This window comes from Streptomyces roseoverticillatus, from assembly GCF_000719265.1.
In the GTDB taxonomy this organism is placed as follows: Bacteria; Actinomycetota; Actinomycetes; order Streptomycetales; family Streptomycetaceae; genus Streptomyces; species Streptomyces roseoverticillatus.
Genome location: NZ_JOFL01000018.1, coordinates 90,486 through 110,150, shown reverse-complemented (window position 1 = coordinate 110,150; position 19,665 = coordinate 90,486). Strand labels below are relative to the sequence as shown.

The 19,665-nt window shown below is 72.3% G+C and carries 14 protein-coding genes; 6 read left to right on the top strand and 8 right to left on the bottom strand.

Annotated elements, in window-relative coordinates:
• Positions 1–53 precede the first annotated feature (53 nt).
• The 6 genes from IF61_RS0122185 to IF61_RS0122155 all read left to right on the top strand — a co-directional run bounded on the left by IF61_RS0122185 (position 54) and on the right by IF61_RS0122155 (position 9,623).
• On the top strand, positions 54–467 hold the full coding sequence (locus tag IF61_RS0122185) for an SseB family protein (protein ID WP_342668016.1): 414 nt from the start codon (positions 54–56) through the stop codon (positions 465–467).
• Positions 464–1,078, top strand: coding sequence for a hypothetical protein (locus IF61_RS0122180; protein WP_030368246.1), 615 nt, complete (start codon positions 464–466; stop codon positions 1,076–1,078). The genes IF61_RS0122185 and IF61_RS0122180 overlap by 4 nt, the downstream gene beginning before the upstream one ends.
• A complete protein-coding gene (locus IF61_RS0122175) occupies positions 1,078–5,835 on the top strand; it encodes a putative T7SS-secreted protein (RefSeq protein ID WP_052392923.1) in 4,758 nt (1,585 codons plus the stop codon). The genes IF61_RS0122180 and IF61_RS0122175 overlap by 1 nt, the downstream gene beginning before the upstream one ends.
• Positions 5,836–5,877: 42 nt before the next feature.
• A complete protein-coding gene (locus IF61_RS0122170; RefSeq protein WP_052392922.1) occupies positions 5,878–6,180 on the top strand; it encodes a hypothetical protein in 303 nt (100 codons plus the stop codon).
• A 527-nt stretch (positions 6,181–6,707) separates the two neighbouring features.
• Positions 6,708–8,003, top strand: a complete 1,296-nt coding sequence (locus IF61_RS0122160; RefSeq protein WP_030368243.1) for a DUF1266 domain-containing protein — start codon at positions 6,708–6,710, stop codon at positions 8,001–8,003.
• A 111-nt stretch (positions 8,004–8,114) separates the two neighbouring features.
• Positions 8,115–9,623 (top strand): alpha/beta hydrolase, encoded by a 1,509-nt coding sequence (locus IF61_RS0122155; RefSeq protein ID WP_052392920.1) that lies wholly within the window; start codon positions 8,115–8,117, stop codon positions 9,621–9,623.
• Here IF61_RS0122155 and IF61_RS0122150 read toward each other — a convergent pair.
• The 8 genes from IF61_RS0122150 to IF61_RS0122115 form a co-directional block, all read right to left on the bottom strand.
• Positions 9,608–10,252 carry a LuxR C-terminal-related transcriptional regulator gene (locus tag IF61_RS0122150; protein ID WP_030368241.1) on the bottom strand — a complete coding sequence of 215 codons (645 nt, stop codon included), beginning with the start codon at positions 10,250–10,252 and terminating at the stop codon, positions 9,608–9,610. The genes IF61_RS0122155 and IF61_RS0122150 overlap by 16 nt on opposite strands.
• Positions 10,216–11,523 (bottom strand): sensor histidine kinase, encoded by a 1,308-nt coding sequence (locus IF61_RS0122145; protein ID WP_030368240.1) that lies wholly within the window; start codon positions 11,521–11,523, stop codon positions 10,216–10,218. The genes IF61_RS0122150 and IF61_RS0122145 overlap by 37 nt, the downstream gene beginning before the upstream one ends.
• A 95-nt stretch (positions 11,524–11,618) precedes the next feature.
• Positions 11,619–11,837 carry a hypothetical protein gene (locus IF61_RS0122140; protein ID WP_030368239.1) on the bottom strand — a complete coding sequence of 73 codons (219 nt, stop codon included), beginning with the start codon at positions 11,835–11,837 and terminating at the stop codon, positions 11,619–11,621.
• Positions 11,838–11,868: 31 nt separating this feature from the next.
• A complete protein-coding gene (locus IF61_RS0122135) occupies positions 11,869–13,449 on the bottom strand; it encodes an acyl-CoA mutase large subunit family protein (protein WP_030368238.1) in 1,581 nt (526 codons plus the stop codon).
• 222 nt (positions 13,450–13,671) lie between these two features.
• On the bottom strand, positions 13,672–15,054 hold the full coding sequence (locus tag IF61_RS0122130; RefSeq protein ID WP_030368237.1) for a hypothetical protein: 1,383 nt from the start codon (positions 15,052–15,054) through the stop codon (positions 13,672–13,674).
• On the bottom strand, positions 15,054–15,779 hold the full coding sequence (locus IF61_RS0122125) for an RNA polymerase sigma factor (RefSeq protein WP_030368236.1): 726 nt from the start codon (positions 15,777–15,779) through the stop codon (positions 15,054–15,056). Before IF61_RS0122125 ends, IF61_RS0122130 begins: the two co-directional genes overlap by 1 nt.
• Before the next feature lie 34 nt (positions 15,780–15,813).
• Positions 15,814–16,809: a DUF4328 domain-containing protein gene (locus IF61_RS32545; RefSeq protein ID WP_052392919.1), complete on the bottom strand. Its 996-nt coding sequence runs from the start codon at positions 16,807–16,809 to the stop codon at positions 15,814–15,816.
• A 487-nt stretch (positions 16,810–17,296) separates the two neighbouring features.
• Positions 17,297–19,384 (bottom strand): glycosyltransferase, encoded by a 2,088-nt coding sequence (locus IF61_RS0122115; protein ID WP_030368234.1) that lies wholly within the window; start codon positions 19,382–19,384, stop codon positions 17,297–17,299.
• Positions 19,385–19,665: the final 281 nt, after the last annotated feature.

Sequence of the window (19,665 nt, the reverse complement as noted above, 5' to 3'; positions counted from 1 at the left end):
AGTGCACCTCTGGCCTCATTTTGTACCCTTCCTCTGGGTTGGGGAGGCGAGAGTTGACGTCATCGACGGCATTGAGGGACGAAATCCGCGCACTGTACGCGGAGGAGGGGCGGCCGGCCGCGTTGGTGGGCTGGTTCCGGCGGACGGCGGTGCTGGTACCGACGGACGGTCAGGGTGACCTGCCGGCGGCCGAGTACGGCGGGATCCGGTGGATCTACGCGTTCACGGACGAGGCGGCCCTCGGGCGGTTCGCGCTCGCGCAGGGGGCTGACGGGACGGCGGACTGTGCGTACCGGACGGTGCTGGGCGCGCGGCTGCTGGACGTGGTCGTGCCGGCGGTCGGCGTACCGGCGGGCGTCGTGCTCGATGTCGGCGGCCCGCAGCCCGTGCTGTTCCCGCCGGTGGTCGGGATCGTGCCGGACGCGTACGCCGTTGATGCGGACACGGACGCTGAGGGTGCGGCGTGAACGACCCCAACCTCGCCGCCGACTCGGCCGCGCTCGACAACGTCGCCAAGGGCATCAACGAGGCCATAGGCGAGCTCAAATCCCTCGGTACCCCCGGTGAGGCGGCCGTGGGCCGGGGCTTCGACGAACTCGCCCTCAGCGGCGTGGAACTGGGCCACGAGGGGCTGGCCGCCGCCTTCAAAACCTTCTGCAACCGGTGGGACTGGGGCATCCGTGCCCTGGTCCACGACGGCAGCCAGTTCGCCGAGCGGGTCGGCCTCGCCGCGGGCTACTACCACGAGCAGGACGTGTACATCCGGGACTCATTCAAGGTCGGCGTGAACGCCGCAATGGGCAACCCGCACCTACTGGAAGAGGACGTCGAGAAGAAGTCCATGAGCGAGATCCTCGCCGACAACCCCGTCAACGACTTCCGCAACCCGGACTACAGCGCCGAGTCCTTCCGCAAGGCCGGGGAGAACAGCCGCCAGGTCTGGGCGAACACCCTCCGCGACGCCTCCACCGGCGCGGCCAACGGCTTCGGCAAGGGCCCGCTCGGCCGTCAGGGCACGGACACGGCGAACAAGCTCGCCGACAAGCTGGACGGCGGCATGCCGGAGGAGCGCGGCTGATGGGCCTCTGGGACCCGATCGACGCCATCGGCGAGCTGGCCGAAAAGGGCGTGCACAAGGTCGAGAAGAAAGCCGGCGAAGCCGTCGAGTGGGGCGCGGGCAAGGCCGCCAAGGCCCTCGACAAGATCGGCGCGCACGACGAGGCGCTCGCCGTCCGGTACCTGGGCGATCGCACGGCCTCGGAACTCGGCGCCGAGATCAAGGAACAGCAGCTCGGCCAGACCGAGAACCCGCTGGCCCTGGTCCACGGCGAGCCCTGGGGCATCGAGGCCGCCGCCAAGCACCTGCACGCCTTCCACAAGGCCTTCAACACCGCCCACTCCGGGCTTCAGCGGGTCCACTCCGGGGAGTGGAAGGGCGAGGGCGCGAAGTCGTTCGACACCCATATCGCCCCGGAGGCGAAGAAGTGGGCGCAGGCCGCCGACGCCTGCGAGCACGCCGCGAACGCTCTCACCTCGTACGCGCACACCGTCCGCTGGGCGCAAAAGCAGGCGCTGGAGGCGATCCGCCTCTACAAGCAGGGCAAGAAGGCCACGAAGGAGGCCGCCGACGCCCACAACGACAAGGTCGACGCGTACAACGCGAAGCTGAAGGACGGCAAGGACCCGGGCGAGCGGCCGGGAGAGTTCCACGACCCCGGTGCGGCCGACATCAAGGAAGCCCATCGCATCCTGGACGAGGCGCGCAAGCAGCGCAACACGGCGGCGGGCGAGGCCAAAGCGAAGATCGACAAGGCGGTGGAGGCGGCACCGAAGGAGCCGGCCTTCCACACCCGCATGAAGAACGACGCCCAGGACTTCGCCCAGGGCGGGCAGGTCGAGCTGCTCCACTTCGGCGGCGGCGTCTTCCGGGCCGGTACGGACCTGGTGAAGTTCGGCCGCAGCATGAACCCGCTGGACCCGTACAACGTCACCCACCCCGCGGAGTACCTCAACGGTGTCAGCAACACCGCTGCCGGCCTCATCTCCCTCGCGTCCCACCCGGAGCGCATTCCGGGGGCGCTCCTCGGCCCCGGCTGGGGGTCAGACCCGTCCGAGGCCGGGGGACGCCTCCTCGGCAACTTCCTCCTGTCCCTGCCCAGCGGTGGGGCCGCGGGCGCTGGTACGCGCTTCGGGGCGGGGGCGGCGAGGGAGGGCGCGGAGATCGGTGCGCGGGCGGGGGCTCGGGCAGGGGCGCGAGCAGGTGAGGAGGGGGCGGCGCGGCGCGCGGCCAGGGAGAACCGGGAGGAGCCGAACCACGCCCCCCAGACGGCGGAAACCGGCCCTACGGACCCGGTGGATATCGCAACGGGCCGCATGTTCCTTCCGCAGACGGACGTCGCCCTGCCCGGCAGCCTTCCCCTGGTCTTCTCCCGGCATGTGAAGTCCGGCTACGACTGTGGCCGCTGGTTCGGCCCCTCGTGGGCGAGCACCGTCGACCAGCGCCTGGAGATCGACGACGAGGGCGTGATCTTCGTCGACGAGCACGGGCGGCTGCTGGAGTACCCGCATCCGGTCGCGGGTGTGCCGACACTGCCGGCGAAGGGCCCCCGATGGCCGCTGGCGATCGAGGCGGACGGCGCGTACGCCGTCACCGAACCGGAGACGGGCCGGACACGGCACTTCGTTCCGCACGGGGCGGCCGGTCATGAGGCGCTCCTGCGCCAGCTGACCGACCGCAACGGCCACTGGATCACGTACGAGTACGACGCCGACGGCACGCCCACCGCGCTCGCCCATTCCGGCGGCTACCGCCTCCGCATCACCACGGACGCGGAGGCGGGCCGCATCACCGCCCTGCACCTGGCTGACGACACGGAACTGATCCGCTACGGCTACGACGAGGCCGGCAGCCTCACGAAGGTCTTCAACTCCTCCGGGCAGCCGCTGCGTTTCGGCTACGACGAGCGCGGCCGGATGACATCGTGGACGGACCGGAACGGCACGCACTACACATACGCCTACGACGACAAGGACCGCTGCGTCTTCGAGTCGGGGACAGAGGGGCACATGCGGTGCACCCTCGCGTACGGCACCCCTGACGACGGCGGCCTGCGCGTCACCAAGGTGACCGACGCGCTGGGCCACACGACTACCTACACGATCAACCGGCGCTCGCAGATCGTGGCCGTCACTGATCCCTCGGGTGCCACTACGCAGTCCACCTGGGATCGCCACAACCGTCTTCTTTCGCACACGGACCCCCTGGGTCACAGGACGGAGTTCCGCTACGACGAGGAGGGGCGCCTGGCCGAGGTGTTCCGTCCGGACGGGAAGCGGATCGCGGCCACGTACGACGCCCTCGGCCTGCCCGAGACGACGACCGGTGCGGACGGAACGGTGTGGCGGCACGCGTACGACGCAGCCGGCAACCGCACATCGACGACCGGCCCTTCGGGCGCGGAGACGCGTTACGCGTACGACGCCCTCGGCAACCTCACTTCGGTGACGGACGCCCTGGGTAACACCACCCGCATCACCTGCAATAGGGCGGGCCTCCCGGTCGCGATCACTGACCCGCTCGGTTCCGTCACCTGCTACCGCCGGGATTCCTTCGGCCGCGTGACGACCGTCATCGACCCGCTCGGCTCCACGACCCGCCTGACGTGGACGGTGGAAGGGCAGCTCGCGCGGCGCATCGCCGCGGACGGCGCCGAGGAACGGTGGACGTACGACGGCGAGGGCAACTGCACGGCGCACGCGGATGCCCTCGGCGGCGTCACGCGCTACGAGTACGGGCCCTTCGACGTCCTGACGGCGCGGATCGGCCCGGACGGCGTGTGCCACGAGTTCACGCACAACACCCGCCTGCAGCTCACCCGCGTCACCAACCCGCAGGGCCTGACCTGGGACTACGTCTACGACCCGGCCGGGCGTCCGGCCGCCGAGACCGACTTCGACGGCCGGACGCTGACATACGCGCACGACGCGGCGGGACGACTCGTCTCCCGTACGAACGGGCTGGGCGAGACGATCACGTACGAGCACGACGTGCTGGGGCGTGTGGTGCGGAAGGACGCGGCGGGCGCGGAGACGACGTACGTGCACGACGCGGCAGGACGCCTGGTGGAGGCGTGCGGTCCCGACGCGACCGTTGTCTACAGCCGGGACCGCTCCGGTCGCATCAAGGCCGAGACGGTGAACGATCGGACGACGACCTTCGCCTACGACGCGCTCGGGCGGCGCACGCGCCGGGTGACGCCGGGCGGGGCGGTGAGCACGTGGACGTACGACGCGGCGGGACGGCGCGCGTCGCTGACCGCTTCCGGGCAGGTCTTCGAGGTCGAACACGACGCGGCGGGCCGGGAAGTGGCGCGCCGATTCGGGCAGGGCCTGACCCTGTCGTCGGCGTGGGACGCGGTGGGCCGCCTGGTGTCCCAGGGCCTGGAGGGGGCCGGGGAGGAACTCCTCCAGCACCGCGCCTACACCTACCGGCGCGACGGCCACCTCACCGGCATCACGGACGTCACGAACGGCTCCCGCGCGTTCGACCTGGACGCGGCGGGCCGGGTGACGGCGGTCAACGCGTCGAACTGGCAGGAACGGTACGTCTACGACGAGGCGGGTAACCAGACGGAGGCGACGTGGCCGGCGGGCCACCCGGGCGCGGAGGCGCAGGGGTCGCGTACGTACACGGGCACACGAATATCCCGCGCGGGCTCGATCCGCTACGAGCACGACGCGCAGGGCCGGGTGGTCGTACGGCAGAAGACCCGCCTCTCGCGGAAGCCGGACACGTGGCGCTACGAGTGGGACGCGGAGGACCGCCTGAGGTCGGTGGTGACTCCGGACGGCACGCGCTGGCGCTACGCGTACGACCCCCTGGGCCGCCGCATAGCCAAGGAACGCCTGTCGGCGACGGGCGAGGTGGCGGAACGCGTGGACTTCACGTGGGACGGCGCGGCGCTTGCTGAACAAACCAGCACGGCCGTGGGGTTGCCCAACCCCATCACCCTGACCTGGGACTACCAGGGCCTCCACCCGATAGCCCAAACGGAACGCATCTCGGCAGCGGAGGCGCCCCAACGCGAGGTGGACCGCCGCTTCTTCGCCATCGTGACGGACCTGGTCGGCACGCCGACGGAGTTGATCGACGAGACAGGCCGCACGGCGTGGCGCACCCGCTCCACCCTCTGGGGCACGACGACGTGGCCGAAGAACAGCACGACGTACACCCCACTCCGCTTCCCGGGCCAGTACTTCGACCCCGAAACGGGCCTCCACTACAACTACCACCGCCACTACGACCCGGAATTGGCCCGCTACACCTCTCCGGATCCGCTGGGCCTGGCCCCGGCCCCCAACCCGGCGATGTACGTCCACAACCCCTACACGTGGATGGATCCACTGGGGCTTACCCCATACTCGCCAAGGGTGGGGTATCGCGCACTCAAAGAAGGAGAGGACCCTGCCGAGGGGCTTCATCGCCCCGGCGCAGATACAAACGTCCAACCATGGGAGCATGTAGTTGGCCACAATAATTCACCATGGATATCCCTAACATCGGATCCAGATATCGCCTTTACCAAATACGGAAACAAAGGCGAGCGCCCAATCATCGCGGTGGATGTCAACAGGATTAACTCTGAAACCATCAACGCGGCCGAACATCTCCCGACACCTCACGAGATGTTTGATTTTGCTAAGGATGCTTCACTGAGGGATCGCGAAATACTTGCCAAACATTCCGTTCCCCCCGAAGCCATCCTCAAGAGCTGGCCTGCCGGGACCAGCTGGGAGACAATAGTCAGAGATATTGAGGCAAACGGCTGGCGTTAGCCAGGCACCGGGTCTCGCTTCACGGAACGAGGTAAACGCTAAATGGGCAACAAGTCGTGGAAATTGATGCAGGACGGCACCGTCGTGGGGAGGCTGCTCCTGCTCGAGGTTGATCAGCCGTGGTTCATCTGCCGATTCTCCCCTGCCGAGCACTGGGAGTCGGTCTGTGAGTTCTTCGAAGAGCAGTCCTGCGCCATGAAGTCAGGCGACCCGGAAATGATCGCCGTGTCGATGAGAAAGGTCCGCTCCATGGAGCTACGACTGCTGCCGGAAGTTCCTGCTGGAGAAGAGATCGAGCCGATAATGATTCACGTCGAGGGTGAGACGGCGAAATTTCGCACCTAGTCGTACGACTGTAGCAGGAAATTCTGCAGCAAGATCGTCGCTTCGCGCTTCGCCGGATAATCCTGGGCGTATGGCTGCCCGCCGAAGCGCTTAGCGTCGAGCTGCCCAAGCTGATTTCCGATGTGCTTCGTTTTCGCGTTGCCAACGAGAGACGCAGGGCCGGGCATACTGGAATCAGGGCTCGGTGGGCCGTACCAGCTGGATATCGCTGTGCGGGGCTTCTACTCCCTTCCGAAGGCCAGGAGGAAGTCCAGGATTTCTTCCTCGCGCACCCCGACTGGAAGACGGTGTCTCGGGCGAAGCGTTAACGGACCGTCCCGCTGCTCCGCTGAGCTCGGTGCAAACCACCGCTTCTCCGCAGCACGTGAAAGGCCCCCAGCATGTCGCATCTCCCGTCCCTCGCCCTGCCCTAAGGGCGATCGAGCGTCACGAGGAGGACAGCGATGAGGCCGCACGCCCGGGTATTCCGATGGCCATGTGGAGGCAACCCTCAGCCCCGCATCACACAGTCGATAGAGTTTTCGACCATGAGCATGGTGAACACCGGGGAGGGGCCCGTCGGCACGCCGCCGTCGGCCGTGGTTCCGTCATGGAACGCGCCGAGTGACGTCGAGCACCGCCTCTACGAAGCGAAGATGCGCGGCGACTGGCCCGCTTACTTCGACGTGCTGGCCGGCACCGATCTGTTCCTGGCGGTCTCGCGGCAGCGGGCCGACGCGGCGCCCGACTCCGTGTTCTTCGCCCCGTACTGGAATCCGCAGACGAGGACGCAGTGCCTCGCGGTGTTCACGGAGGGAATGCTGCCGGCGCCGGTCCCCGACCCGGTCTTCGTGGCGCATTCCCTGGGCTGGTACGCCCGCGCCTGGGAGGACGCCGATCCGCCGTTCCTGGCCGTCAATCCCGGCAGTCCTTGTGAGGCGTTGCTGCCGACGACGCCCGCGCACCGGGCCGTCTGGCAGCAGCACCACGACCGCGCCCGCAGTGCCCTCGGGGCCTGCGGCCACTCTCACGCGCACTGCGGCCGGCTGCGCGCTCTCCACGTGGGCGGGCCCCTGCACGGGCCGGTCGCTCACGGGCTGGCCTGCGCGGCGCTGCTGTTCGTGAAGAACGGCGAGTTGTGGAATTCCATGGCCTATCACGGCACGGGCTATCACCACGAGCGGTACCGGCTCAAGGAGTACTGGGGCGTCACCAGCCGGGAAGACTGGTTCCGCGCCCAGGAACGGCTGCTGAACGCGGACATGGTCGGTGACGTGTGGCAGTTCGTCCTGGGCGTCCGGCACGCGCTCGCCCGGGAATTCGCCGGCCCGGTCGCCCTTGAGCACTGGCGCGAGGGCGCCGAGCGCGTGCTGCGGCGCAGCATCGAGGCGGCCGGGGAGGCCCGGATCACGGCCGAGGGGGTCACCCAGGGGCGGAGCGTGTCGGAGGCCGAGGCGGAGTCCCAGGTCGCGGGCGTGCGGCGGATGATCGGGCGCATCGCCCGCTACGAGGCCCGCTTCCGCGCGGACGGACTGCTGACGGAGGGCTCCTTCATCCGGACCACGGAGGCCTGGGACTACGGGCGGGCCTCCGGCATGGCCCGCTGGGGGCTCGGAGCGCGTTTCTGCACCCTGGAGGAGGCCGAGCAGGCGGTGCTCCGCGCCGGCCGTGCCGCACGGTCCGCCTACCGTTCGTGGGATGACTTCTCCGCGGCGTACATCCTTGGGCGCTGTCTCCACTTCGATGAGGAGGAGTTCGGGTCCTGGTACGGCGACATGCTCGACGCGCACCGCATCCTCACCACCGACCCCGCCAGCCCTTGGCTCAACATCCCCTGGAAATAGCACCCAGCGCCCCACGCCCCTGAGATCCCCTACGGGTGAGGCTATCCCCACCACCCGCAAGGGAGTTGGCCTCATGGGCAACCCGATGCACCGTCAGACAGCCTTGTCCGCATGAGATCCCGTACCCGTACAGCCGTGATCGTCACCCTGTCCGCCGCCGCCTGCGCCGGTGCACTGAGCATCCCCGCCCAAGCCACCACCTCCAACTCCCCTACCACCGCCCTCAAGTGGCACCCCTGCACCGCCGACGGCAGCGCCCCCGGATCCGAGTGCGCGACCCTCCCCGTCCCCCTCGACTACCGCAAGCCCTCCGGGCCCACCGTCGACATCGCCGTCTCCCGGCTCCGCTCCGACCGGCCGCAGGCGCGGCGCGGGTCGCTTCTGCTGATAGCGGGCGGGCCCGGCGGGTCGGGGGTCGAGGAGCTCGCTCGCCGGGGAGAGAAGGTGCGCGAGGCGACCAAGGGGGCTTACGACATCGTCAGCCTCGACCCGCGCGGCGCCGGCGGCAGTACCGCCGCCGACTGCGGGGTCTCCGAGGACGACCGGCAGATGCTCAACTTCCGGGCCTGGCCGCGCCCGGACGGCGACATCTCCGACGGTGTCGCCCGCGCCCGCCGCATCGCCGAGGCCTGTGCCCGTAACGGCGGCGACATCCTGCGCAGTCTCACCTCCCGCAACCAGGCGCGGGACATGGACCGGTTCCGCGAGGCCCTCGGCGAGAAGAAGCTGTCCGCCGTCGGCGTGTCCTACGGGACGTACCCCGGCGCCGTCTACGCGCAGATGTTCCCCGAGCGCACCGACCGCTGGGTGCTCGACAGCAGTGGCGATCCCGACCCCGCCCGCGTCGCGCACGGCTGGCTGAACAACATGTCGGGGGGCATCGACGACGCCTTCCCCGACTTCGCCCGGTGGGCCGCCGACCCGGCCCGCGGAAAGGACCGGCTCGCCGAGCGCGCCGAGGACGTCCGCCCGATGTTCCTGGCCCTCGCCGCCGAGCTGGACCGCAAGTCCCGCACGTTCAAGGACACCGGCCACGCCTTCACCGGCAACGTGCTGCGGCAGGTGTTGCAGATGAGCCTGTACGGCAAGGAGGGCTACCCGGCCGTGGCCGGTCTGATGCTGGCCGCCCGCGGCGGCGGTGACGGCCCGGTGACCGCGCCCGACCCCTTCCCCGAGCCGCTCTCGCAGCGCGACGCGGCCGTGTTCGCCGGCATCGTCTGCAACGACGTGGCCTGGCCGCGCGACGTCGCCTCGTACCAGCGGGACGTCGCCGTGGACCGCGTCCGCCATCCGCTCACCGGGGGCATGCCGGCGTCGATCACCCCGTGCGCGTTCTGGAAGGAGGCGCCCGCGGAGAAGACCACCCGCATCACGGACCGGGGCCCGTCCAACATCCTCATGGTGCAGAACCTGCGCGACCCGGCGACTCCCTACCGCGGCGGCCTGAAGATGCGCGAGGCCCTCGGCGACCGTGCCCGCCTCGTCACCGTGGACGCCGGCGGCCACGGCGTGTGGCTCGACACCGGCAACGCGTGCAGCGACCGTGCCGTCAGCGAATTCCTCGTCACCGGCAAGCGGCCGGCCGGGGACACGCTCTGCCCGGCTCAGCGTTCCAGGTAGGCCAGGACCGCCAGCACCCGCCGGTTGTCCGTGTCGCACGCGTGCAGCTCCAGCTTCGTGAAGATGTTCCCGATGTGCTTGGCCACTGCCTTCTCCGTGACGAACAGCGCCTCGGCGATGCCGGCGTTGGAGCGGCCCTGCACCAGGCAGGACAGGACCTCGCGTTCGCGCGGCGTGAGGGCGGCCACGCCGCGGTCGCGGTCCTTGCTCCCGAGGAGCTTGGAGACGACCTCGGGGTCCATGACCGTGCCGCCGCCCGCCACGCACTCCAGCGTCGTCATGAACTCCGTGCCGTTGGAGACCCGGTCCTTCAGGACGTAGCCCACCGCGCCCGCGCCGTCGGCGAGGAGCTCACGGGCGTAGAGCGGCTCGACGTACTGGGAGAGGAGCAGCACCGGCAGGCCGGGCACGGCCCGCCGGGCGGCGAGTGCCGCGCGCAGGCCGTCGTCGGCGAAGCCCGGGGGGAGGCGGACGTCGACGACGGCCAGGTCGGGGCGGTGTGCGGTGAGGGCGGCGAGGAGGCCGGGGCCGCTGTCGACGGCCTCGGCGACCTCGTGCCCGAATGCCTCCAGCAGCCGGATCAGACCGTCCCTCAGCAGGAAATGGTCCTCGGCGAGGACAACGCGCACGGCACCTCCATCGTCACGATCGTCGGCCCGCCCGCGGGGCTGCTCACGGCCAGCACGCCGTCGAAGGTCGCGAGGCGCCGCTCGATGCCGCGCAGCCCGGTGCCGCGCGTCACGTCGGCGCCGCCGCGCCCGTCGTCGGTGACGGTCACCCGCAGCATGCCGTCCGCGTCCTCGTAACGGGCGTCGATCCACGCCCGCCCGGCGCCGGAGTGCTTGGCGGCGTTGGTCAGGGCCTCGGAGACCGCGAAGTACAGGGCGGACTCGACGGGCGGCTCGGGGCGGCCGGGCACCTCGAAGACCACCTCGGTGGTCAGCGGGCTGACCATGGCCAGGGCCCGTACGGCGTCGGGCAGGCCGCGGTCGGCGAGGACCGGCGGGTGGATGCCGCGGACGAGGTCGCGCAGCTCCTCCAGCGCCTTGGCCGACGACTTGCGGGCCTCGGCCAGCAGGCCCCGGACGGCCTCGGGGTTCTTCTCCAGCAGGTGCTCGGCAGCGTCCAGGGTCATGCCCATGGCCACGAGCCGGGCCTGGGCGCCGTCGTGCAGGTCCCGCTCGATGCGCTGGATCTCGGCCATGCGGGCGTCGACGGCGTGTGAACGCGTCGAGGAGAGGTGCTCGATGCGGTGGGTCATCCGGGCCATCCGCTCCGCCTCGCTCGGAGCGAGGATCCTGCGGGTCCACCGTGCGTGGGCGCGTACCGTCCGCGGCGCGACCCAGAGCGCGAGCCCCAGCTCGCACACGCCCAGCACCCCGGCGAGCACGGCCGTGACCGGGCCGTCGACGGGCACGAAGCCGAACCAGACCCCGCCCCACTCGCCCGCGAGCCGCTCCCCCTCGAAGCCCAGGAAGACGCCCCAAAGGCCGCTGAGGACGAGGGCGATCGGCGCGAAGGCGAGGGCTCCGCCCACAACGGGGTCGACGGTCGCCCAGCGCCATTCCCGCCACGTGCGGGCGTCCTTGAGGAGGAGCCGTGCGCGGTCGGCCGCGCCTGCCGCGGGCGGCGGGTCGCACGGGGCGGGGATGTCGACGCCGGACCACCGGCCGGCCAGCTCGCGCTGCCGGTCGGCCAGCCGGCGTACGTTGCACGCGGCGCGCGGCAGCAGTGCCGGCCCGAGTCCGATGCCGAGCGTCGTGACCGCGAGGCCGAACAGGAGGCCCGCCAGGCTCTCCGCCACCGACAGTCCGCTGAGCACCAGGGAGCGCCGCAGTGCCTGGAGTCCGGCCACCGGCCCTCGCCCGGGGGAGAACCCCCGGCTTCTCTTTTCCTTCATCCCGCCCCGCTCCGTTCTCGTACGTCCCCGTCATTCTCAGGGGTGGCACTGACGGAAGTCGGCGGGAAAAACTCCCCTGTTCCGCGGTTCCCCGTTCAGAACAGCTGCTGCTGGCCGTCCATCGGCGGCTCCTCCGGGTCGAACAGCCGCGGTTCCGTCGCCAGCAGCGGCGCCGAGCGGCGCGAGCCCGGGCAGGAGATCAGCTCGTACGAGAAGGAGGGGCGGCGGCCCGGCGGGTCGTGGCGGGCGTAGCGGCCGCCGACGACGGCGATCTCGCGAGTGCATACGGGGCAGGCGCGGCGGGGAGCGGACATACCTTCCAGTGTCTCTTACAGAAGACAGTGGTCAGAAGACGTCCGCCGGGACGTGCGTGCCCCACACCTCCCGCAGCGCGTCGCACACCTCCCCGACCGTCGCCCGCGCCCGCAGCGCGTCCTTCATCGGGGGGAGGACGTTGTCCGTGCCCGCCGCCGCCTTCCGGAGCGCCGCGAGCGCCGTCCGCACCGCCCGGCCGTCCCGCTCCTCCCGCAGCCGCGCGAGCCGCTCGCGCTGCCGGGCCTCGATGGCGGGGTCGACGCGCAGCGGTTCGTACGGCTCCTCCTCGTCGAGCCGGAAGCGGTTGACGCCGACGACGACGCGCTCACCGCTGTCGGTCTCCTGGGCGATGCGGTACGCGTTGCGCTCGATCTCGGCCTTCTGGAAGCCCTGTTCGATGGCGGCGACCGCCCCGCCGCGGTCCTCGACCCGGCCCATGAGCTCCACGGCCGCCTCCTCCACCGCGTCGGTGAGGGCTTCGACCGCGTACGAGCCGGCGAAGGGGTCGACCGTGGCCGTCACGTCCGTCTCGTACGCGAGGACCTGCTGCGTGCGCAGCGCCAGCCGGGCCGCCTTGTCCGTCGGCAGGGCGATGGCCTCGTCGAAGGAGTTGGTGTGCAGGGACTGGGTGCCGCCGAGGACGGCCGCGAGGCCCTGGACGGCGACGCGCACGAGGTTCACCTCCGGCTGCTGGGCGGTGAGCTGGACACCGGCCGTCTGGGTGTGGAAGCGCAGCATCTGCGACTTGGGGTCGCGGGCGCCGAACTCCTCCTTCATCACCCGCGCCCAGATCCGCCGGGCCGCCCGGAACTTGGCGACCTCTTCCAGCAGCGTCGTGCGCGAGACGAAGAAGAAGGACAGGCGCGGGGCGAAGGCGTCGACGTCCATCCCGGCGGCGACCGCCGTGCGGACGTACTCGATGCCGTCGGCGAGGGTGAAGGCGATCTCCTGCGCGGGCGAAGCGCCGGCCTCGGCCATGTGATAGCCCGAGATCGAGATCATGTTCCATTTGGGGAGCTCGGCGCCGCAGTACGCGAAGGTGTCGGCGACCAGCCGCAGCGACGGCTTCGGCGGGAAGATGTACGTGCCGCGGGCGATGTACTCCTTGAGGACGTCGTTCTGGATCGTGCCGGTGAGGCGGTCCGCGGGGACGCCCTGCTCCTCGCCCACGAGCTGGTACATCAGCAGCAGGAGCGCGGCGGGGGCGTTGATGGTCATCGACGTGGAGACCCCGCCCAGCGGGATGCCGCCGAAGAGCACCCGCATGTCCTCGACGGAGTCGACGGCCACGCCCACCTTGCCGACCTCGCCGCTCGCGACGTCCGCGTCGGAGTCGTGGCCCATCTGTGTGGGCAGGTCGAAGGCGACGGACAGGCCGGTGGTGCCGTGCGCGATGAGCTGCCGGTAGCGGGCGTTGGACTCCGCGGCGGTGCCGAAGCCCGCGTACTGGCGCATCGTCCAGGGCCGGCCCGTGTACATCGTCGGGTACACACCCCGCGTGTAGGGGTACGCGCCGGGCGCGCCGAGCCGCTCGGCGGGATCCCAGCCGGCGAGGTCCCGGGGGCCGTAGACGGGCTCGATGGGCAGGCCTGATTCGGTCGACCGGGTCATGGTGCGACGCCTCCCGCTCTCCGCTGCGGAGCGGCCTCGGTTGCGGACGCTTACGGACGTTTGCGTACGTTCCTCAACCGGACTCTAGCGGCGGGGCGCGGAGAAGAGAGGGGGGCGCGGGCAGAGCCGGGGGAAGAGCCCCGCCCGCGCCGATGCGCTTGAGCCGACGGTATGGGGGGAACTCCGGCTCATGCGCAGCCGATGACCAGTCGGCTTCACTTCCTACAGCGCCGCGGGGTCGGAAAACGTCACACCCGGGGCCGGAGCGCCGAAACCCGTACTGCTCCGGACGGGCGGCACAAGGCGGAATACTCCGTTCACACCGCCGTCGCGGATGCCGGTGTCACCCGCGTCGCCACCGGTGACGGAGCCCGTCCGGCCGCCGGTGAGACCGCCGGCTCCGGTGGCCGCGCCGGAACGGGCGGCGTCGTCCGCCTTGACCAGGCGCTCGCAGAAGGCGCGCAGGTCGACGGCGCTGCCGATGCCGGCGGCGCGCTCCAGCGTGCGGACGTCGTCCTCGTCGACGGCGTTGCCGTGGTTCTTCTGGGCGTCCAGGTAGTCGCGGCACATGCGGACGGCCCAGGCCGTGCCGGGCTTCGCGCTGTCACCGCGGCCGGTGTCGTCCTTGCCGCCGCTCTTGCCGGGGCGCGGCGAGGCGGACGGGGAGCCCGCGGGCTCGTTCCTTTCGCCGGGCGTACGGCTCCTGCCCGCGCCGGGCGCGGAGCTGCCGGACCCGTCCGGGGTGCCGCTGCCGCTCGGGCCGCCGTCCCGGCCGCGGGACGGCGAGGCGCCGGGCACGCGGCGGCCGTCCGGGGAGACGCCCCCCGCGGGGTCGTCGCCGAAGGCGGACACGCTGGGCGCGGCCGCGGGCTCCCCGCCCGCCCGGCCGAAGGGCGCGGGCAGCACGCCCGCGCCGGCGGCCACCGCGACCCCGCCGATCGCACAGCCCGCGAGGGCCATGGCCAGCGCGGCCTTGACGGGCTGCCAGCGGGAGAAGAGCCGACGGCGCGGGGCGGCGAGGACGCCGAGCCGCACGGAGGGTTCGGGCTCGGGCGCGGGCTCGGGCGCGACGGGAGCGGCGGCGGCCGCGACGGAGGTCGCCGTGGCGGCCGTGGCCGTGGCGGCCGTGGCGGAGGTCGCCGTGGCGGCCCTCGCCTCCCGGAAGGCGGCCAGCGCGGCCTCCTCCCCGGACAGCGGCACGCCGTCCACGGCCGGCGGCGGCACGAGTTCGCGAAGAGCGGCGACCAGCCGCTCGGCCTCGGCCGGGACGGGGGCGCCGTCCGGCGCGGGGCTGCCGGCGCGGCCGCCCGGCGCGCCCGAGGCAGCACCCGCCGTCCGGTCCGTACTGTCCGGCGCAGCGCCGTCGCGCACGGCGGAGCCGGCGCCGGCCGCCGAGCCGCCAGCGGTGGCACCGGTGCCCGCGGCGGAGCCGTCGCGCACAGCCCCGTTCGCAGGGGCGTCGTCGGCCGGTTCGGCCGTCATGTCTTCGTCGGCAGCTGCGCTGTCCCGCACCGGACCGGCGGCGGGCGAGCCGTTCAGCAAGCGCTCCACGGCGTCGTCGTCCAGCCAGTCTTCCAGCCAGTCGTACCGGTGGTCGTCCGCCATCACATGTCCTTCTGCGTCCGAGCACGCATTTGCGTCACACCGGCAGAAGCGTTCGCTCCGGGGTGGTCCCCGGGGTGTGCCCGCCGCTGCTGGGGGACGGCTTCGGTGACCCGCTTCCCCGCCGGCACCGATCCGTTCGCCCCCACGGTCCCGGTCGCCGCATCGACCCCGTTGGTTCCCGCCGTGACCATTTCGGCCAGCCGGCGCAGCCCGCGGTGCGCGGCGGTGCGCACCGCGCCCGGGCGTTTGCCGAGCACCCCGGCCGCGCTCTTCGCGTCGAGGCCGACGACGACGCGCAGCACGACGGCCTCGGCCTGGTCCTGCGGGAGCTGCGCTATCAGCGCGAGGGTGTTGCCGGTGCCGAGGGCCTCCAGGGCCTCCCCGGCGGTGTCGGCGTCGGCCGCGCGTCCGGCGAGCTCGCTCTCGTCGCCGCCGATGGCCGGGCGCCGGCCGCGCATGCGTATGTGGTCCAGGGCGCGGTTGCGCGCGATGCGCGCGGCCCAGCCCCGGAAGCGGTCCGCGTCGCCGCTGAACCGGCCGAGGTCGCGGGCTATCTGCAGCCACGCCTCGGAAGCCACGTCCTCCGCGTCGGCCTCGCCGACGAGTGTCCGTACGTATCCGAGCAGGCGGGGCTGCACGGAGCGGTAGACCGTACGGAATGCCGTCTCGTCCCCACCCTGGGCCGCGTTCACCGCGGCCGTCAGCTCGGCGTCGTCCCCCTGCACGCCCTCATCCTGCACCACTCGGAGATTCCGTGGCTCAGTAGCCCGCCGGCCCGCTGCCGTAAGGATTCTGCGGCGGGTGGGGCCAGCCGGCCGCGGGGCCGCCGGGCTGCTGCCCGGGGACATACCCGGGCGCGCCGTACGGCACACCGGCAGGCACGGGTCCGCCGTGCGCGCCGGGCATGCCGGGCATGCCGGCCGGGCCCGCCATCGCGCGCTGCTCCTGCAGGCCGCCGAGCTGGCGGACGACGAGGAGGGCCAGGACACCGGCCACGGCCATCAGCAGCGTGCCGAAGCTCGCGACGTTCACCGAGTTCTGCAGCGCCTCGACGTCCTCGCGCCAGGTCGAGCCGTCGTAGCCCTTGGTGGCGATCCGCGCGCTGGCGCCGGCGCTCAGCGCGGACGAGACGATCTTGCAGACCATGGCGGCGATCCACAGCGTCCACCAGGAGTTCAGCAGACCCTTGGGGGCGCGGGCGCCGGGCAGGGCGCTGGCTTTATAGATGTCGTTGGCGATCTGCTTGGGGAACCAGAGGTTGACGACCGGCGTGAACCACGCGCCCGCCGCCCAGCCGGTGCCGAACCGGTGGCCGCCGGGCGCGAAGAACTCGGCGTTGATCCGGGCGCGCCGGAACCAGACGGCCCACAGCGTGGCCGTCGCGGCCGTGGACAGGAAGGACAGCACCGTGGTCACCGTGGCCGCGGCCTGCGCGTCCTGCAGGTCCCCCTCCGTGGTGCCGGACACGCCGTTGTCCAGCATGTCCTGCAGCGCCATGCGCGTCTGCGTGCCGGCCCAGAAGACGGCCAGCGTGACCGCAACGCTCACGCCGAGCGCGACCATCAGCCCGATCCGCAGGCCGCGGCGCAGGTCGACGCCGCCGACGGGCATCGGGGCGGCCGGCATCGCGGGGGCGTACGGGTAGGCGGGCGCGGGACCGGGCGCCATGGCGGCGGCCTGCTGGTAGGCACCGCAGGCGGCACAGCGGCCGTCCGGGCCGACGGCGGCGGCGCGGCAGTTACCGCACGGATACATAGGTGAGAACCCCCTGGGAGTGACCGGCTTCCGGTTCGTCCGGTTTGCCCCGGCCACTGGGACCAACAAGCGAGAGATGCGCACCGGCAGCGGCGCGGACCCGCACGTTACGGGCAGTGACCCGGCTTCGTCCAGAAAGCGTCTCCGGCACCCCGGCGCGGGGGCCGCGCACCGGCCGGTGTGACAGTGTGACGAATTGATGGCCTGCGGCGCTGTAGGAGGTGTGGGCCCCACCAGGGTCCACACCGGACGGCGGTCGGGGCCTCTCCTGTGGGGGGTGGCGGCCCCGGCCGTCTACCGTCCCGGTGGGTCATGACGTACGCGCGCCGGTTCCCCGGCCGGGCGTTCCGCCTGACCCTCGCCGACGTGGTCGCGCGCCGTTGCGGCGGCGGCAGGATCGCCGGCCGCTCCGGCCGAACCGTGCCGCGGCCCGGCGGATCTCCGCCGGGCCGGCCCGCGCGAGCGCTACGCGTCCTCCCGCGCCCCGTTACGACGCGTCCTCCTGCGCCCCGTCCTTCGCCACGTCCTTCACCGTGATCGTCAGGTCGTTCGTCACCGTGAAGTACGGGCGCAGCCGCACCTCGCCGCGGACGGCGCCCGGGAAGGTGTCGACGCCCTTGCGGTCGGCGAAGTCGCCGGCGAGCCGGCCGACGCGCACGAGCGCCGCGCCCGCCTTCGGCCGCACCCACAGGTCCCACAGGTCCTGCTCCTCGTCCGGCTTCTGCCGCTGCTGCATCGGCTCGTAGGGCAGGGTCCCCGAGCCGTCCGCCAGCGGTGCGCGGACGTCGCCGGCCGAGCCGTCGCCGTGGCGCAGCCGCGCGACCAGCTCGCCGCCCTCGCCGAGTTCGGTGCCGTACGCGCGGATGGCGACGCGGATGCCGTCGTCGCCGACGACGACCTCGCCGGCCTCGGCGTGCTCGGGGCGCAGCCAGGTGCGGACGGCGAGGAAGCCGTCGCTCGTCTCGTACGGGACGACGGCGGCGACGCCGGCCGCGGTCTGCGCGAGGTCCAGGCCGAGCAGGCCCTTCTGCTCGACGAGTGCGGCGCTCAGGCGGCGGCGCGACTTGTCGCCGGAGCGCTCGGCGTAGGTGTCCCAGCGGCCGTCGGCCAGGGTGTGCGCGGCGCGGTCGAGGCGGGCCTCGACCCAGGTGCCGGGCTCGCGGCGGGCGGGGAGCGGCACGCGCACGGCCTCCTTGCCCTTGGTGCCGCGGTGGCGCAGGAGCAGGTGCGTGTCAGCGGCGGTGAGCTGGTCGGCGCGCAGCCGGACGACGAGGGAGCCGTCGGCGGCGACGGCGCAGCGGGCCTCCGGGTGGGCGATCTGGCCGGGCGCGGGGACGGCCACGGCCGCCTGCTTCTTGCGGCCGCCGCCGAACAGGCCGCCGAACAGGCCCTTCTTCTTCTCCGCGACGGTCGTGGAGCCCGGGCGCAGCTCCTCGAACAGCTCCTCGTAGCGGGCGGCGATGCGGGAGGGCTCGTAGCGGCCGGCGGTCTCGCGGGCGGCGGCGCCGAGGCGGGCGCGCAGGGCGGCGTCCCCGGTGACCTTCAGCAGGGCGTCGGCGTAGGCGTCGACGGCATCGGAGTCGTCGAGGGGCACGAGCACGCCGTCCGTGCCGTCGGCGAGGATCTCGCGCGGGCCGTACGGGCAGTCGGTCGCGACGACCGGCAGGCCCGCGTGCATGGCCTCGACGATCGTCATGCCGAAGGACTCGGCGTCGGAGGCGACGGCGGCGACGGCGCCCTTGGACCACTCGGTCTCGATGGGCGAGCGGGCGCCCATGAGCGTGATCCGCTCGTACAGGCCGAACTCCTCGATCTGCTTGCGCAGCTTGGCCTTCGCGGGGCCGCGGCCGTAGATGCGCAGGTGCCACTCGGGGCGCTGCGCGGCGACCTTCGCGAAGGCGGCGATGAGCCGGTCGTAGCGCTTGACGGCGACGAGCCGGCCCGCGGAGACGATCAGGTGGGAGGTGCCGTCGGAGGGCTCCGCGGCGGGGGCGGGGACGGCGTTGGGGATGGAGAGGATGCGCGCGCGGGCGTCGGGGAGGGCCTCCCGGTAGTGCCCGGCGTCGGCCTCGGAGACGGTGGCGAAGGCGTCGAGGGCGGAGATCGCCGGGTCCATCACCGCGTGCAGCTCGGGGACGTGGGCCTCGTGCGTGAGGTGCTCCTGGCCCAGGCGCAGGTAGCGATCGGAGCCGTACGTGGAGAGGTAGCCGATCAGCTTGGGGCGGGTGGCGATGACGACGTCGGCGTCAGTGGCGGCGAGGTGGTCGCGCACGCGCTGGTCGGTGAGGGCCGTCGCGGCCATGCGGCCGTTGTCGATGCGCTCGTCCCGGAAGATCGCGCTGGGCTCCTGGTTGAGCGGCGCCTCGTACTCGTCGCCGTCGGTGCCCTCGCGCAGGTCGACCAGGGGCGTGAGGCGCACGCGCGGGTCGATGACCAGCTCGGGCTCGTCCACGGGCCGGTTGACGCTGATGATCCGCACCTCGTGCCGGTCCGCGAGGGCGGCGGCGAGGTTGACGGTCGAGCGGATGGTGCCGCCGATGCCGTACGCGTTGTGCAGCAGGAATTCGATCTTCATCGGGCCCTCGTTCAGATGCGCGTGCCTTCCACCCGGAGGTTAGGCCCTCCGGGTGGGCCTTCGCACGCGCCGTACGAGCCCGGGCGGGCTCGGCACCGCCGGTCGCCGCCGCGGGGGCTGATCGCCGCTGCGGCGGATTCGAGGATGCCGGGCATCCTCGACGTGCCCGCCGCGGCGGAGGCCCGTCCCCGGGCGACGACCCGCACCTTGGATCCCCCGCCACGGCGATCCGCCCCCGCGGCGAGGGTCCGGCGGGATCACGCGCCGCCGGGACCCGTACG